The sequence below is a fragment of the Planomonospora parontospora genome (assembly GCA_014647935.1).
GTDB classification, from domain to species: Bacteria; Actinomycetota; Actinomycetes; order Streptosporangiales; family Streptosporangiaceae; genus Planomonospora; species Planomonospora parontospora.
The window spans coordinates 21,207-36,053 of the sequence record BMQD01000018.1; the positions used below are offsets into that span (position 1 = coordinate 21,207).

Below are 14,847 nucleotides of genomic sequence, written 5' to 3' on the forward strand. Positions count from 1 at the left end.
CCGGCCGCGGTCAGGCGCCGACGTAGGCCGCCAGGTGCTCGCCGGTGAGGGTGGAGCGGGCGGCGACGAGCTCGGCGGGCGTGCCCTCGAAGACGATCCGCCCGCCGTCGTGGCCGGCGCCGGGGCCGAGGTCGATGATCCAGTCGGCGTGCGCCATGACCGCCTGGTGGTGCTCGACGACGATGACCGACCTGCCGGAGTCGACGAGCCGGTCGAGCAGGCCGAGCAGCTGTTCGACGTCGGCGAGGTGCAGGCCCGCGGTCGGCTCGTCGAGGACGTAGACGCCGCCCTTCCCGGCCAGGTGGACGGCCAGCTTGAGCCGCTGCCGCTCGCCGCCGGACAGCGTGGTGAGCGGCTGGCCGAGGCCGAGGTAGCCGAGCCCGACGTCGGCGAGCCGGGTCAGGATCGCGTGCGCGGCGGGGATCCGCGTCTCGCCGGCGCCGAAGAACTCCACGGCCTCGGTCACCGGCATCGCGAGCACCTCGCCGATGTCGCGGCCGCCGAAGCGGTGCTCCAGCACCGCCGCCTGGAACCGCCTGCCCTCGCACTCCTCACAGGGGACGGCGACGCCGGCCATCATCCCCAGGTCGGTGTAGACGACGCCGGCGCCGTTGCAGTCGGGGCAGGCGCCCTCGGAGTTGGGGCTGAACAGCGCCGGCTTCACGCCGTTGGCCTTCGCGAACGCCTTGCGGATCGGGTCGAGCAGGCCGGTGTAGGTCGCCGGGTTGCTCCGTTGCGAGCCGCGGACGGGCGCCTGGTCGACCGCGACGACACCCGAGGAGGCGGGGATGGAGCCGTGCACGAGCGAGCTCTTGCCGGAGCCGGCGACGCCGGTTACGACGCAGAGCACGCCGAGCGGGATGTCGACGTCGACGCCCCGGAGGTTGTGGCGGGTGGCGCCGCGGATCTCCAGCGTGCCCGTGGGCGTGCGGACCGTCTCCTTGAGCGCGGCCCGGTCGTCGAGGTGGCGGCCGGTGACGGTGCCGGCGGCCCGCAGGCCCGCGACGGTCCCCTCGTAGCAGACCGCGCCGCCCGCCGTACCGGCGCCGGGACCGAGGTCGACGACGTGGTCGGCGATAGCGATCACCTCCGGCTCGTGCTCCACGACGAGCACCGTGTTGCCCTTGTCCCGCAGCCGCCGCAGCAGCCCGTTCATCCTCTGGACGTCGTGGGGGTGCAGGCCGGCGGTGGGCTCGTCGAAGACGTAGGTGGTGTCGGTGAGCGGGGAGCCGAGATGGCGGATCATCTTGACGCGCTGCGCCTCGCCGCCGGAGAGCGTGCCCGCCGGCCGGTCGAGCGAGAGGTAGCCCAGCCCGATCTCCGCGAACGAGTCGAGGGTGTGCAGCAGTTTGGCGAGCAGCGGCGCCGCCGACGGCTCGCTGAGGCCGCGGACCCACTCGGCCAGGTCGCTGATCTGCATCGCGCAGGCGTCGGCGATGCCGACGCCCCCGATCCGCGAGGAGCGGGCCTCCTCGCTGAGCCGGGTGCCGTCGCATCCGGGGCAGGTGGTGAAGGTGACCGCCCGGTCCACGAAGGCCCGGATGTGCGGCTGCATCGCCTCCCGGTCCTTCGACAGGAACGACTTGCGGATCTTCGGGATGAGGCCCTCGTAGGTGAGGTTGACGCCGTCGACCTTCACCTTGACCGGATCCCGGTACAGGAAGTCGCGGAGCTCCTTCTCGGTGTAGTCACGGATGGGCTTGTCCGGGTCGACGAAGCCCGACTCGGCGTAGACCCGCACGGTCCAGAAGCTGTCCGACTTCCAGCCGGGGATGGTGAACGCGCCCTCGGTGAGGGACTTGGAGTCGTCGTAGAGCTGGGTGAGGTCGATGTCGGTGACCGTGCCCCGGCCCTCGCACCGCGTGCACATGCCGCCGACGCGGGTGAAGCTCACCTTCTCGGCCCTGCGGGCGCCGCGGTCGACCGTGATCGCGCCGCTCGCCCGGACCGTGGGGACGTTGAAGGAGAACGCCTGGGGCGAGCCGATGCGCGGCCGCCCGAGCCGGCTGAAGAGGATGCGCAGCATCGCGTTGGCGTCGGTGACGGTGCCGACCGTGGAGCGGGGGTCGGCGCCCATCCGCTGCTGGTCGACGATGATCGCGGTCGTCAGCCCTTCGAGGACGTCGACCTCCGGCCGTGCGAGCGCCGGCATGAAACCCTGCACGAAGGCGCTGTAGGTCTCGTTGATCAGCCGCTGCGACTCCGCGGCGATCGTGCCGAAGACCAGTGAGCTCTTGCCCGAGCCGGAGACGCCGGTGAACACCGTCAGCCGGCGTTTCGGGATCTCGACGCTGACGTCCTTGAGGTTGTTCACGCGCGCGCCGTGCACGCGGATCAGGTCGTGGCCGTCGGCGGGGTCCGGCACGGGCGGCTGCGCGCCCGCCTTCGCGGTCGGGGTCATCGGGTCTCCATCCGTCGGGCGGGGCCGCATCCGCGCTCTCCGCCGGTGCCGCCCCCGCAGGTCGTGGCGGCGGTCTCCAGGCTAGACGCGGCCCGGAGAGCGGCGCTTCTCGATTCCTGACCGGTCCGGTCGCCTGCCCGGCCGCGTCCGGCGGGATCTCCGACGCCGCGTGCGCCGTCCGGCGGGCCTGACCGCGGACGGCGCCGGCCGCCGGGCCGCGGACGCCGGAACGGCCCCGCCGCCCGGCCTCCGCCCGCCGGGAGCCGGTGCCGCCCGCGGTCAGGCCCTGAGATAGGCGAGGACGGCGAGGACCCGGCGGTGATGGGCGTCGTCCGGCGGCAGGCCGAGCTTGGCGAAGACGTTGCCGATGTGCTTCTCCACCGTGCTGGCGGAGACCACCAGCCGCTCGGCGATGGCCGCGTTGGAGCGGCCCTCGGCCATCAGCGCCAGGAGCTGCCGTTCGCGCGGGGTCAGGGCCTCCAGTACGGCGTCCCGGCGCTGCCCCGCCAGCAACTGCGCGACGACCTGCGGATCGAGCACCGTCGCGCCCCGGGCGACCCGGTCCAGGGCGTCCAGGAACTCCTCGACCCTGGCGACCCGGTTCTTCAACAGGTACCCGACCGCACCCGCGCCGTCCGCGAGCAGATCTCCGGCGTAGGACGCCTCCACGTACTGGCTGAGCACCAGTACGGGGGCGCCGGGCAACCGTGAGCGGGCCGTGATCGCCGCGCGCAGGCCCTCGTCCGTGTAGGTCGGCGGCATCCGCACGTCGACGATCGACACGTCCGGGCGATGTCCGAGCACCGCCTCGACCAGGGCCGGGCCGTCCCCGACCACGGCCACCACCTGGTGACCGTCCTCGGCGAGCAGGCGGACCAGGCCCTCGCGCAGCAGTACCGCGTCGTCGGCCAGGACGATCCGCAGCGGGCCGCGGGCCGCGCGGTCCGGCGGCGGTCCGGGCGCCGCTCCGGGCGGGTTCAGCAGCACGGCAGCTCCGCGGTGACCGTCGTCGGGCCGCCGGGGGGACTGGTGACCCGCAGGCGGCCGCCGACCGCGTGCAGCCGGTCCTCCAACCCCCGCAACCCGTGCCCCTTGTCCGGCGCGGCGCCGCCCACCCCGTCGTCCGCCGCCCAGACCCGCAGGGTCCCCCCGCCGTGGCGCAGTCCGATCGTGCACCGGCCGGCGCGGCTGTGCTTGGCCACGTTGGTCAGGGCCTCGGCGACCACGAAGTACGCGGCCGTCTCGACGGCGGCGTCCAGCCGGCGGTCCAGGGGGTCGGCATCGAGCTCGGCGGGCACGGTCGAGCGCGCGGCGAGGGCGGTGAGCGCCACGCGCAGGCCGCGGTCGACGAGGATCGGCGGGGCGATGCCGCGCGACAGGGCCCGCAGCTCCTCCAGTGCCTCCTCGGTCTGGACGATCGCGTCGGCGAGCGCCGCGCGGACGACCTCCGGCCTGCTGTCGAAGTGGTGCTGGGCGCGGCCCAGTTCCATCGCCAGGCGGACCAGCCGCTGCTGGGGGCCGTCGTGGATGTCGCGTTCGAGCCGGCGCAGCGCGGCGGCCTCGGCCGTCACCGCGGCGACGGTCTGCGCGCGGGCGGTGTCCCGCTCCTGCTCCAGTCCGCTGATCCTGCGGTGCAACGCGGACGCGTCGGACAGCAGCGTCCGCCCCAGCCCGGCCTGGACGGCGACACACGCCCGGGTCACCAGCGGCAGGGTGAGCAGCAGCAGCAGGCCGGTCGCGGTCCCGAAGGCGAGCCGCTCGGCCGGCGACGTCAGTCCCAGGCTCAAGGCGATGTGGGACCGGTCGTCGCCCACGGTCAGGGTCATGGGCCGCATCCGGCCGGCGGACGAGTAGAGGCCGCGCAGGGCGGACGTGCTCCCGCCGAGGCCGGCGAACCACCACAGCACCGTCACCGCCGAGGTGGCCAGAGCGACGGGGAGCACCACCACCGCGTGCACCACGCCCAGCCACAGCCCCGGGTCGGACGTGGCGGCCGCCGCCTCGGGGCCCCGCCACCGGTCCGCCCCCTCCGCTCCGGCGGAGGGCCGCACCCTGGCGATCCGCCACCGCTCCACGCCGGCGGCCCACCGCACCGGCGCCAGCGCGCCGGCCGCCACCGGAGACCCGCCCGGCAGCAGTGAACCGGCCGCTCCGGCGCACAGACCGGTGAGCACCAGCAGCAGGCCGGCCGCGGCGGTCACCGGCGCGGTGAGCAGGTAGAGCGACTCCACGATCGTGCGGCGCCCCACGCGGAGGACGAACCTGACGCCCGGCCGCGACCGGCGCGGGACCGCGGCGGGGAGCGATCCGATCATGGACTCAGCCTAGTCCTCCGCCTGTCCCGGCCCCGCCCCGTCCGCCGGGAGGTGGGGCAGACCCCACCTCCGGATGTCCGGCCCGCTCCGGTGACCGGGTGGCCGCCGGTGCGGAATGGTGATCGGAACGGCGACGGCGCCACCGCCCACCAGCGGATACGCCGTCCGCGTCCCCGATCGAACCGGAGGAGTCCCCTTGCCCGGTCCCACCGTGCCGCCGCGATCCGCAGGTGTCCCCCTGCCCGGTCCCACCGTGCCGCCGCGATCCGCAGGTGTCCCCGGCAGCGTGATCACCGCGCTCGCGGTTCTCGCCGCCGCCCTCGCCGCCGCCTTCGTCGTCGCCCCGCGCACACTGGCGGCGGCCGGGCCGGGCGACGGCTTCGCCGACCAGCGCGCCCTCGCCGGAGCCTTCCACGAGAGGTTCACCGAGTACTGGGGTTCGGGCGGCAGGAACCTCCCTCCCGGCTTGGCGGGGATCGTCGATCACTGGTTCCGCTACCACGTGGCCAAGGCCGTGATCGCCGCGATCCTGCTGACCGTGCTCGCCGCACTCGGCGTCCTTCTCTGGAAGGCGTTCCTGAGGGCCGGCGGCACCGGGGCGGGAAGGAGCACGGCTCTCGCGTCCGCCGGCATCCTCGTCACGGTGCTCGCGCTGGGCTCGACGGCGGCGGTGATGGCCAACATCCAGGGCGCGGTGGCACCCTTCTCCTCGCTGCTGCCGATGCTGACGACCGGCGAACCCGGTGGAGCGCTCGCGGACACGCTCGACCAGGTCAGGCGGGGGCTGGCCGGCCACCTGAGCACGGGCGGCCCGACCCCTCCCGCCCTCGAGGTGATGATCGACGACTTCGCCCGGTACCACGTGGCGCTGGCCGGGGTCGCCGCGGTCGTGGCGGTCGCCCTCGTCGGCATGAGCGCGGCGTCGTGGAGGGGGTTCGCCGTAACGGGGCCGTCCGGCGGGCGGACGAGGCGCGTGCTGGGGTCGTTCGGCGTGCTCTCGGCGTCGGCGGCGCTGCTCGTGATCGTCATCGGGGCGGCGAACACCGCCACCGCGGCGGACCCGGCGCCGGCGCTCCTGGCCTTTTTCGAGGGCGGATGGTGACGCACCCTGCGGGCGGCCGGCCGGCTCATTCACCCGCCCTCCCCGGCGCCAGGGTCCGTCCTGCCCTCCCCGGCGCCCGGATCCGGCGGCGCGCCCGGCGGCGGGTCCGCCGGGCACGGGCGGGCACGGGCGGGCCTCAGGCCACCGCCTGCTTCACCAGCGCGGCGATGCGAGCCTCCACCTCGGCCGTCACCTCGGTCAGGGCGAAAGCGGTCGGCCACATCGTGCCCTCGTCCAGCCTCGCCGGGTCGTTGAACCCGAGCGTCGCGTAGCGCGCCTTGAACTTCTCCGCGCTCTGGAAGAAGCAGACGATCTTGCCGTCCAGCGCGTAGGCGGGCATGCCGTACCAGAGCTTCGGTGCGAGGACCGGGGCTTCGGCCTTGACGACCGCGTGGACGCGCTCGGCCATGACCCGGTCCGAGTCCTGCATCTCGGCGATCTTCGCGAGCACGTCCCGCTCCGCCTCCGCCGCCTTGTCCGCCCGCGAGGCGCGCCGCGCCGCCTTCTTCAGCTCCTGGGAGTGCTCCTTCATCGCGGCCCGCTCCTCGGCCGTGAACCCCTCGTACGTGCTGCTTCCGGTGCCGCTCATCGTGTTCTCCTCCGTCGTCTCCGTTATGGGACAAGGATGCCCGCCCGGGTTGATACATCCGCTATGCGATGACGATGCGAGGGCACCGGGGGGAGGCCGGGAGCCCGGCCGCGGGCATCGGCCCGCCCGCACCTGTGGTTTTCCGCAGCCCGGGACGGCCACGCGCCTCATTCCGGGACCACCATGACCGTTCATAGCCTTCGGGGCATGACGGACTGGCTGATCGAACTGATGGAGATCCTCGGCGCGCCGGGTGCGGGTCTGGCGATCGCGCTGGAGAACCTCTTCCCGCCCCTGCCCAGCGAGGTGATCCTGCCGCTGGCGGGCTTCACCTCGGCCGAGGGCGGGATGAACCTGCCGAGCGTGCTGGCCTGGACCACGGCGGGCTCGGTCGTGGGCGCGCTGGCGCTGTACTGGGTGGGGGCCCTGCTCGGCCGCGAGCGCACGCTGGCCCTGGCCGCCCGGATCCCGCTGCTGAAGGTCTCCGACATCACCAGGACCGAGGCGTGGTTCCTCAAGCACGGCCGCAAGACCGTCTTCTTCGGGCGCATGATCCCCATCTTCCGCAGCCTCATCTCGGTCCCGGCCGGGGTGGAGCGCATGCCGCTGGGCGTCTTCACGCTGCTGACCACGGCCGGCAGCCTCGTCTGGAACACGGTCTTCGTGCTGGCGGGCTACGTCCTGGCCGAGAACTGGTCCGTGGTCGAGGCCTACGTCGGGATGGGCACCAACACGGTGATCGGCCTGGTGCTGCTGGCCGTGGTCGTCTTCGTCGGCACCCGGTTGGCGGAACGGCACAAGGGACGGCATGCACTCCGCGGCTAGGGGCCGCACCCGCCGGGGGCGGTGACCATGCTCGGCCCCGTCGCCCCGGGACTCGGCGCGGTCCGCCGAGATGGCACCATGGTCGTCGTGCGAGCACAGGACGACGGCGTGGGCGGGACGGACCCGGCGGGCGGCGGCCTGCCCGGGCCGGCGCGGCGGCCGGCCGCGCCGGACGGCCGTTCCACCGTGACCGGCCCGGTCGGCGGGCCCGTCCCGATCATTGCGGAGCCGTCGTGCGGGTGATCCTGGCCGAGGACTCCACCCTGCTCCGCGAGGGCCTCGTGCGGCTGCTGGAGGAGGAGGGCCACGAGGTGCTCGCCGCCGTCGGCGACGGCCGGGCGCTGGTCGAGGCGGTGGAGGCGCGGGAGCCCGAGGTGGTCGTCGTGGACGTGCGGATGCCGCCCACGCACACCGACGAGGGCCTGCGCGCCGCCCTGGAGATCAGGCACCGCCGGCCGCGGGTGAAGGTGCTGGTGCTCTCGCAGTACGTGGAGAAGAAGTACGCCACCGAGCTGATGAGCGGGGACATCGACGGCGTCGGCTACCTGCTCAAGGACCGGGTGGCGCAGGTCGGCGACTTCCTGGACGCGCTGGAACGGGTGGGCGCAGGGGGCACGGCCTTCGACCCGGAGGTGGTGCGGCAGCTCCTGGCGCGCACCACCCACGCCGACCCACTGGCCCGGCTGACCGGCCGTGAGCGCGAGGTGCTGGAGCTGATGGCGCAGGGCCTGACCAACGCCTCGATCGCCCAGGCGCTGCACGTGTCGCAGAGCGCGGTGGAAAAGCACGTCAACGCGCTGTTCGACAAGCTGTCGCTGTCCCACACCACCGGCTACAGCCGCCGGGTCCTGGCCGTCCTGCGCTACCTCGGCTCCTGAGACCGCACGGCGAGCGCCGCGGAGCCCGGCGGACCGGCGGGCGGATCGGCGAACCCCGCTGCGGCGCCGTCGCGCGGGGTCACCTCACCTCGGCGGGGGTCCGTTCGTCGCCCGGGGACTCCTCGGACCTCTTGTTCCGGGTCAGGTGGACGTAGGCCAGCGCGCCCAGGAACAGGGCGATCGACGTCCACTGGTTCAACCGCATCCCGAGGATCTCGTTGGCCGGGTCGACGCGCAGGCCCTCGATCCAGAACCGGCCCGCGGTGTAGCCCGCCACGTACAGGGCGAAGAGCCGGCCGTGCCGCAGCGCGAAGCGGCCGCCGATCCAGATGAGCGCCAGCGCCAGGCCCAGGTTCCACAGCGACTCGTACAGGAACGTCGGGTGGTAGGTGGTGACGCCCGGCACGGTCCCCGGGCGGCCCGCCTCGATGACCAGGCCCCAGGGCAGGTCGGTCGGGCCGCCGAACAGCTCCTGGTTGAAGTAGTTGCACCACCGGCCGACGGCCTGACCGATGGCGACGGCCGGGGCCACGGTGTCGGCGACCGCGCTCACGGAGATGCCCCGGCGGCGGCAGGCGATCCACACGCCCACCCCGCCCAGGGCGATGCCGCCCCAGACGCCCAGACCGCGCCAGCCCGGCCCGGAGTCGCTCCAGACCAGGATCGCGTCGATCGGCCGGTGGGGGGCGCCGGGCCCGAAGTACAGCTGCCAGTCGGTGATGACGTGGTACAGCCGCGCGCCCACGATGCCGAACGGGAGTCCCCACGTCACCAGGTCCACCATGGTTCCCGGGGCCCCGCCCCGGTTCCGCCAGCGGCGCTCGGCGATGACGACGGCCACCACGACACCGAGCATGATGCAGACCGTGTAGCCGCGGACGGGCAGCGGCCCCAGGTGCCAGACGCCCTCGGAGGGACTGGGGATGCCGGCGAGCGACATGGCGGGTGACACGGCGGGTGACACGGCGGGTGACATGGCGGGCAATCTAGCTCGGCCCGTCTCGACCGCGCATCCGACCGAAGTTCATACTTCGCCCGCCTCCACCGCCCGGGCGGTCGCCGTCCGGCGGGGCGTTCGGCGGTTCGGCGATGTGGCGTGATCCGGCTTGACCTTGACACGGTGACAAGGCCTTCACTGTGCTCGGGGAGGTGGTCCCGATGACCATGCCGGAAGAGGACACGAACACGATGAGGACCCTCCGGGGGCTGGACGACGGCGGCCCGTCGGTGCGGCTGCGGGCGGCGATGGCGGCCGGCACGGCCCCCGACCCGCGGTTCGTCGGCGAGCTCGTCGAACGATGCGCGGTCGAGCCCGAATTCCACGTGCGGGATATGCTGACCTGGGCGCTCACCCGCCACCCCGCGTCCGTGACGGTTCCGGCGCTGCTCGGCGAACTCCGCTCGGAGCGTGCGCAGGCACGGAGCCAGGCGCTGCACACGCTGTCCAAGATCGGAGACCGGCGGGCATGGCCGGCGATCACACCGGCGCTCCTGACCGACGCCGACGACGAGGTGGCGAGGAGCGCCTGGAGGGCGGCGGTCGTGCTCGTGCCCGAAGGCGAGGAGCCCGGGTTGGCCGGCGTGCTGGCGACGCAGCTCGGGCGCGGCGGGCGCGAGACACGGCTGAGCCTCAGCCGGGCGCTGATCGCACTCGGCGAGGCGGTCACGCCGGTCCTGCACGCCGCGATGACGGATCCCGACCCCCGCGTGCGGGGGCACGCGGCCGCCACGGAACGGCTGCTGCGCGACCCCGACGCCGGATTCGAGTTCGCGATCGAGGAGGCCAAGCGCGTCGTCGCCCTCGGCGGCGCCGGTGAGGACGGGTGACGGGCGGGATGAGGACGGGTGACGGGCGGGGTGAAGAGGAGTGACGGGCGGGGTGGAGGAGTGACGTCCGGTGCTGATCGGTGACGTGGCACGGCGGTCCGGGGTCAGCGCCCGGATGCTCAGGCACTACGACTCGCTCGGCCTGGTGCGGCCGACGGGCCGCAGCGGCGCGGGCTACCGGGAGTACTCCGACGAGGACATCCGGCGGATCTTCCACATCGAGAGCCTGCGGTCCCTGGGGCTGTCGCTGCGCGACGTCGGGCGCGCGCTCGACGACCCCGGCTTCGCGCCGTCGGAGCTCGTCGACGGCCTCATCCGCCGGACGCGGGAACGCATCGCGGCCGAGACGGAGCTGCTCACGCGGCTGCGCCGGATCGACGCCGCGGAGCCCGCCGGCTGGGAGGACGTCCTCCAGGTCGTCGCGCTCCTCCGGGCGCTGGGGTCCAAGAGCGCCGGCAGCCGCCAGCGCGCGGCCCTGTCCTCGGTCGACGAGGGTCCGGCACCGGTGGAGGCACTGGTCGAGGCGGTGCTGAGCGAGACGGACCCGAACGTCGCCGGAGCCCTCCGCTGGGCGCTGGTGCAGTCGGGTGGCGAGGGCCTGGCGCTGCTGGCGGAGGGTCTCGGCTCACCGGCGGCCGAGGTGCGCGAACGCGCCGTCCGGTCCATCGCCGAGATCCCGGGAGGTGAGGCGACCGCGCTGCTGCGGGACTCCCTCGCGAACCCCGACGTCGTGGTCCGCAGGCACGCGGCTCTGGCGCTCGGGGCACGCGGAGCGGCCGACGCTATCCCCACCCTCATCGACGTCGTCGTCGAGGGGACGAACGACGTCGACGCGGCCGACGCCCTGAGCGCGCTGGCGGGCCGTCCCGCGCTGGCGGATCGGATCGCCGCCGGGCTCGTCGGCCGCCTCGCCCCCGGCGGCGCCGGATCGCCCGCACGGCTGCGGCTGACCCAGGCGCTCGCGGACATCCCGGGGGACACGGCGTCACGGGCCCTCGCCGATCTGTCCCATGACGAGGACCGCGCCGTCGCGCTCACCGCGGCGTACATCCTCCGGATACGCGACGCACGGTGACGGGTTGTCGCCGTCGTCGGCGGGCCGTCGCGAGCGCCGGCGGTCCGGTGGGCCGTCGCGGGCGCCAGTGGCCCGGTGGGCCGTCGCGGGCGCCGGCGGTCCGGCAGGCGTCACCGGCGCCAGTGGCCCGGCTGGACGAGGCCGGACTCGTAGGCGCAGATGACCGCCTGGATCCGGTCACGCAGGCCGAGCTTGGACAGCACGCCGCTGACGTGGCTCTTCACCGTGTGCTCACTGACCACCAGGGCTTCGGCGATCTCGGGGTTGGACAGGCCGCGGCCGAGGAGGGCCAGGGTCTCCCGCTCGCGACCGGTCAGGGTGTCCATGCCCGGCACCGCGACCGGCGGGCGGGCGTCGCGCCGGATGATGTCGTCGACGAGCTTGCGGGTCACGGCGGGGGCGAGCAGCGACTCCCCGGCCATGACGACGCGGACGGCGTGAACGAGGTCGTCCCGCCGCACGTCTTTCAGCAGGAAGCCGCTGGCCCCTGCGTGCAGGGCCTCGTAGACGTACTCGTCGTTGTTGAACGTGGTCAGGATGATGATCCTCGCGGCGGTCTCGGCACAGATCATCCCGGCGGCCCGGATGCCGTCCATGACGGGCATGTGGATGTCGAGCAGGACCACGTCGGGCGCGTGGAGGCGCGCCGCCTCCACCGCCTGGGCGCCGTCGCCGACCTCCGCGACGACCGTGATGTCCGGTTGCATGTCGAGGATCAGGGCGAAGCCGCTGCGCACGAGCTCCTGGTCGTCGGCGACCACGACGCGGATGGTCACGCGGCGGCTCCCGGCAGGCGGACCGAGACGGTGAAACCACGCCGGCCCGGTCCGTGGCCGAAGGACGCCGAGCCGCCGCAGGCCGCCGCGCGCTCGCGGATGCCGACGAGCCCGTGCCCCGTTCCGCCGGTGTGCCCGCGGCCGTCGTCCGTCACGTCGATCACGAGCGCGTCCGCCCGCCAGCCGAGCTCGATGGAGACCCTGCTCGCGCGGGCGTGCTTGACGGCGTTGGTGAGCGCCTCCTGGACCACCCGGTAGGCGGCGGCCTCCACGTCCGGCGGCAGGGGGCGCGGTGTCCCGCTGACGACCAGAGCGGCGGGCTGCCCGGCGCGGTCCACGCTCTCGACCAGCGCCCCGATGCGGGCCACCGTCGGGGTGGCCTCGGCGGAGTCCTCCCCCAGCAGGCCGAGCAGGCGGCGCAACTGGTCCATCGCGTCGCGTCCGGCCGCGGCGATGGCGTCGAAGGCCGCTTCGGCACGGCCGGGATCGGGCCGCACGATCAGCGGGCCGGCCTCCGCCTGCACCACCATCAGGCTGATCGCGTGGCCGAGGATGTCGTGCATGTCCCGGGCGATCGCCGCCCGCTCCCGCTCGACGGCCCGGCGCGCCTCCATCTCCTTCTCGCGTTCGAGCTGGCGGGCGTGGGCCTGCCGGTTGGCCGTCGCCCGCCCCATCGCCCAGGCCGCGACGTACATCACCAGCGCGCGCACCGTCGTGTCCGCACTCGGCGTGCGCAGGATCAGTCCGGCGAGCTGGACGGCGGCGCCGACGGAGAGGATGGCCAGCCCCCACGCCCGCTCGCGCCGCGAGCCGTGCACGGCCACCGTGTAGAGCGCGATCAGCAGCGCGTACGGGACGGGCTGCGGCGCGGTGTCGGGATCGTTCAGCAGGTAGGCACCGGTTGCGGCCATCGCCGCGACCAGGACCGCCAGCGGTGCGCGCCGCCGCCAGAGCAGCGGCAGCGCCTGGCCGAGCACGGGAAGGTACTGCTGGACCGTGTAACCCGTCACCGGGTCGGCCTCCCGGACCGTCAGCAGGAAGGGAGCCGAGTGGGCGGCGAGGACGGCCAGGGCGACGGCGATGTCCGCGGCGAGTGGCGGGATGCGGCGGACGACACGGACAGTGGAGCTCATAAGTGAATTGATCATAGTTCAGGTGTGCGAGAGGCCGGCGAGGTTGTACGCGACCGCCACGACGGCGAACGCGGTCACGCCGAGGGAGACCAGGGTGTAGGCGATCCTGCCCGGCGCCCGCCACCAGCGCCTCCACCAGGCCAGCGCCGTGCATACCAGCAGGGCGGCGGCCAGCGGCACCGTCAGCGACGCCAGCACCAGCAACGCGACCAGCACCGGAGCCCCTTCCAGGACCAGCGGCAGCGCCCGGCCCTGGTCGGCGAGCAGGCTGCCGAACCCGGCGGTGAAGGCGACCACGGAGGCTGCGGCAAGCCAGGCGAGCAGGCGCGGGACGCGGGGTCCGGCGGGCGGCGGGGACGACCGCCTGCGGACCGCCCGCACCGCCGCCGCCACGGGGAACCCCAGCAGGGCGGCCAGGGAGGCGAGGAGCGCGGCGGCCAGCAGGGCGAGGTGCAGGGACGGGTGGTCCAGCGGGCCGATCCGGTCGAAGACGGCCGTGCTGCGGCTGATCGCCAGCTGCCCCGGCTCGGGGAAGGCGATCCGGTCCCAGCCGCCCTCCTCCTGGAAGACGCCGGGCTCGAACTGGATCCAGCGCACCTGCCTGCCCTTGAGGCCGGTGGTGAGGACGCCGCCGTCGGCGGTCGCGGTGACGTGCACCGGCGAGTCCGTGAGCGCCTGCACCTTCAGCAGGCTGCCGTGGCTGGTCCGGCTGCTCTGGTACGAGCCCTCGTACCGCTCCGCGGAGGCGCCGGGCAGAGCCTGGACGGCTGGCGGGCGCGCGCCCGGGAGATAGCGGTCGATGATCTTGTGGGCCAGCTCGAACCCGTCCAGCCCGTGCCGTCCGGTGCCGTCGCCGTTGGACATGACGTGGATGCCGATGCCCTGCTCCGGCAGCAGGAACATGTAGGTGTGCATGCCGGGCATGTCACCGGCCTTGAAGAGCATGCGATGCCCCTTGTACGGCGACTCCTCCCACATGAAACCCATGCCGGGCAGCCGGGGATCCTCGGTGTGCTGGCGCTGCTGCATCTCGGCCGCCACCCCGGTCCCGAGGCGGGGGTCCAGTTCCAGCTGGGCCTGCAGGTAGGCGGCCATGTCCGACGCGGTCGACGCGGGCCCCGCACCGGAGGCGGCGAAGTTCGCGCAGTCGGCCGTGGTCGTCGAGCCGTCCGCCAGGTAGGCCCTGGTGTCCCCGAGCCCGCCGCAGGCGATCGTCGAGTCCTTCATGCCGAGGGGGGCGAACACGTGCCGTTCGACGTACTCCTCGAACGGCATCCCCGATACCGTCTCCACCAGGTGTCCGGCCAGGGCGACGCCGTAGTTGCTGTAGGAGACGCCGGTGCCCGGCGGGCGGAGCCGGGCGGGCTGGGTCGCGGCCAGCGCCTCGCCCAGCGGCCGGACGTCCGCGCCGCTGCCCAGGATGTGGTCGTCGTCGAATCCGGCCGTGTGCGTGAGCAGATGCCGCAGGGTGACCGGACGGCCCGGGTAGGTGTCACGGATCTCGAAGGAGGTCAGGTAGGAGTTGACGTCGGCGTCCAGGTGCAACTTTCCCCCGTGGACCAGCTGCAGGGCCGCCTGGGCGGTGAACAGCTTCGTCTCCGACCCGATCAGGAAACGGGTGCGCTCGGGATCCACCGGGAGGCGGCGCTCCGCGTCGGCCCAGCCGTACCCCTTGTCGACCACCCGCCGGCCGTCGGCGACCACCGTAACGGTCACGCCGGGGATCTTCTCCTCGGCCATGACCGAGGAGACGTGTTCGTCGACGAGCGCGCCGATCCCCGGGAGGTCCGACGGCTGAACGGCCTGAGCCGGGGTGGTCGCGAGGACCAGCGCGGTGATGAGTTCCAGCAGCATGCCGTCAAGACTCCTGCGAACCACCCTTCCGGCACATCGCCGACGCCGCCCATTCCGCGCTCCCCCGCGCGG

General features: G+C 74.0%; 14 protein-coding genes. 6 read left to right on the forward strand and 8 right to left on the reverse strand.

Annotated elements, in window-relative coordinates; genetic code table 11:
• Positions 1–10 precede the first annotated feature (10 nt).
• From IEZ07_RS25385 to IEZ07_RS25395, 3 genes are all read right to left on the reverse strand, one after another.
• Positions 11–2,401 carry an ATP-binding cassette domain-containing protein gene (locus tag IEZ07_RS25385; protein ID WP_191897046.1) on the reverse strand — a complete coding sequence of 797 codons (2,391 nt, stop codon included), beginning with the start codon at positions 2,399–2,401 and terminating at the stop codon, positions 11–13.
• Positions 2,402–2,680: 279 nt separating this feature from the next.
• Positions 2,681–3,325 (reverse strand): LuxR C-terminal-related transcriptional regulator, encoded by a 645-nt coding sequence (locus IEZ07_RS25390; RefSeq protein WP_191897127.1) that lies wholly within the window; start codon positions 3,323–3,325, stop codon positions 2,681–2,683.
• Positions 3,326–3,378: 53 nt separating this feature from the next.
• Positions 3,379–4,716 (reverse strand): sensor histidine kinase, encoded by a 1,338-nt coding sequence (locus tag IEZ07_RS25395; RefSeq protein ID WP_191897047.1) that lies wholly within the window; start codon positions 4,714–4,716, stop codon positions 3,379–3,381.
• 286 nt (positions 4,717–5,002) lie between these two features.
• Here IEZ07_RS25395 and IEZ07_RS25400 point away from each other — a divergent pair, with 286 nt between their 5' ends.
• Entirely contained in the window at positions 5,003–5,818 is an 816-nt protein-coding gene (locus IEZ07_RS25400; RefSeq protein WP_204054559.1) for a hypothetical protein, read from the forward strand.
• 136 nt (positions 5,819–5,954) lie between these two features.
• On the opposite strand, the gene IEZ07_RS25405 is transcribed toward IEZ07_RS25400, so the two are convergent.
• On the reverse strand, positions 5,955–6,407 hold the full coding sequence (locus tag IEZ07_RS25405) for an iron chaperone (protein WP_191897048.1): 453 nt from the start codon (positions 6,405–6,407) through the stop codon (positions 5,955–5,957).
• Positions 6,408–6,614: 207 nt separating this feature from the next.
• Between IEZ07_RS25405 and IEZ07_RS25410 the strand changes: the two genes are divergently transcribed.
• The 3 genes from IEZ07_RS25410 (at position 6,615) to IEZ07_RS25420 (ending at position 8,110) form a co-directional block, all read left to right on the forward strand.
• Positions 6,615–7,232 (forward strand): DedA family protein, encoded by a 618-nt coding sequence (locus IEZ07_RS25410; RefSeq protein ID WP_204054558.1) that lies wholly within the window; start codon positions 6,615–6,617, stop codon positions 7,230–7,232.
• A gap of 87 nt (positions 7,233–7,319) precedes the next feature.
• Positions 7,320–7,475, forward strand: coding sequence for a two-component system sensor kinase (locus IEZ07_RS25415; RefSeq protein WP_191897049.1), 156 nt, complete (start codon positions 7,320–7,322; stop codon positions 7,473–7,475).
• Positions 7,466–8,110 carry a response regulator transcription factor gene (locus IEZ07_RS25420; protein ID WP_068902672.1) on the forward strand — a complete coding sequence of 215 codons (645 nt, stop codon included), beginning with the start codon at positions 7,466–7,468 and terminating at the stop codon, positions 8,108–8,110. The genes IEZ07_RS25415 and IEZ07_RS25420 overlap by 10 nt, the downstream gene beginning before the upstream one ends.
• Before the next feature lie 79 nt (positions 8,111–8,189).
• Here the strand turns inward: IEZ07_RS25420 and lgt are convergent, their stop codons facing one another.
• Positions 8,190–9,086: a prolipoprotein diacylglyceryl transferase gene (lgt, locus tag IEZ07_RS25425; protein WP_239320485.1), complete on the reverse strand. Its 897-nt coding sequence runs from the start codon at positions 9,084–9,086 to the stop codon at positions 8,190–8,192.
• 182 nt (positions 9,087–9,268) lie between these two features.
• Here lgt and IEZ07_RS25430 point away from each other — a divergent pair, with 182 nt between their 5' ends.
• Positions 9,269–9,937 (forward strand): HEAT repeat domain-containing protein, encoded by a 669-nt coding sequence (locus IEZ07_RS25430; protein WP_191897050.1) that lies wholly within the window; start codon positions 9,269–9,271, stop codon positions 9,935–9,937.
• Between the two features lie 70 nt (positions 9,938–10,007).
• Entirely contained in the window at positions 10,008–11,012 is a 1,005-nt protein-coding gene (locus IEZ07_RS25435) for a MerR family transcriptional regulator (RefSeq protein ID WP_191897051.1), read from the forward strand.
• A 110-nt stretch (positions 11,013–11,122) separates the two neighbouring features.
• Here the strand turns inward: IEZ07_RS25435 and IEZ07_RS25440 are convergent, their stop codons facing one another.
• The 3 genes from IEZ07_RS25440 to IEZ07_RS25450 are packed head-to-tail and all read right to left on the reverse strand — an operon-like array spanning position 11,123 to position 14,775.
• Entirely contained in the window at positions 11,123–11,788 is a 666-nt protein-coding gene (locus IEZ07_RS25440) for a response regulator (protein WP_191897052.1), read from the reverse strand.
• The gene (locus tag IEZ07_RS25445) at positions 11,785–12,921 is read right to left on the reverse strand and encodes a sensor histidine kinase (RefSeq protein WP_239320483.1); all 1,137 of its coding nucleotides are present in this window, start codon (positions 12,919–12,921) and stop codon (positions 11,785–11,787) included. Before IEZ07_RS25445 ends, IEZ07_RS25440 begins: the two co-directional genes overlap by 4 nt.
• 18 nt (positions 12,922–12,939) lie before the next feature.
• Positions 12,940–14,775: a serine hydrolase domain-containing protein gene (locus tag IEZ07_RS25450; RefSeq protein ID WP_191897054.1), complete on the reverse strand. Its 1,836-nt coding sequence runs from the start codon at positions 14,773–14,775 to the stop codon at positions 12,940–12,942.
• Positions 14,776–14,847: the final 72 nt, after the last annotated feature.

Coding starts and splice junctions, on each gene's coding strand:
- IEZ07_RS25385 (WP_191897046.1), bottom strand. CDS start 2,401: ATGACCCCGACCGCGAAGGCGGGCGCGCAGCCGCCCGTGCCGGACCCC.
- IEZ07_RS25395 (WP_191897047.1), bottom strand. CDS start 4,716: ATGATCGGATCGCTCCCCGCCGCGGTCCCGCGCCGGTCGCGGCCGGGC.
- IEZ07_RS25405 (WP_191897048.1), bottom strand. CDS start 6,407: ATGAGCGGCACCGGAAGCAGCACGTACGAGGGGTTCACGGCCGAGGAG.
- IEZ07_RS25410 (WP_204054558.1), top strand. CDS start 6,615: ATGACGGACTGGCTGATCGAACTGATGGAGATCCTCGGCGCGCCGGGT.
- lgt (WP_239320485.1), bottom strand. CDS start 9,086: ATGTCACCCGCCGTGTCACCCGCCGTGTCACCCGCCATGTCGCTCGCC.
- IEZ07_RS25430 (WP_191897050.1), top strand. CDS start 9,269: ATGACCATGCCGGAAGAGGACACGAACACGATGAGGACCCTCCGGGGG.
- IEZ07_RS25445 (WP_239320483.1), bottom strand. CDS start 12,921: ATGAGCTCCACTGTCCGTGTCGTCCGCCGCATCCCGCCACTCGCCGCG.
- IEZ07_RS25450 (WP_191897054.1), bottom strand. CDS start 14,775: ATGCTGCTGGAACTCATCACCGCGCTGGTCCTCGCGACCACCCCGGCT.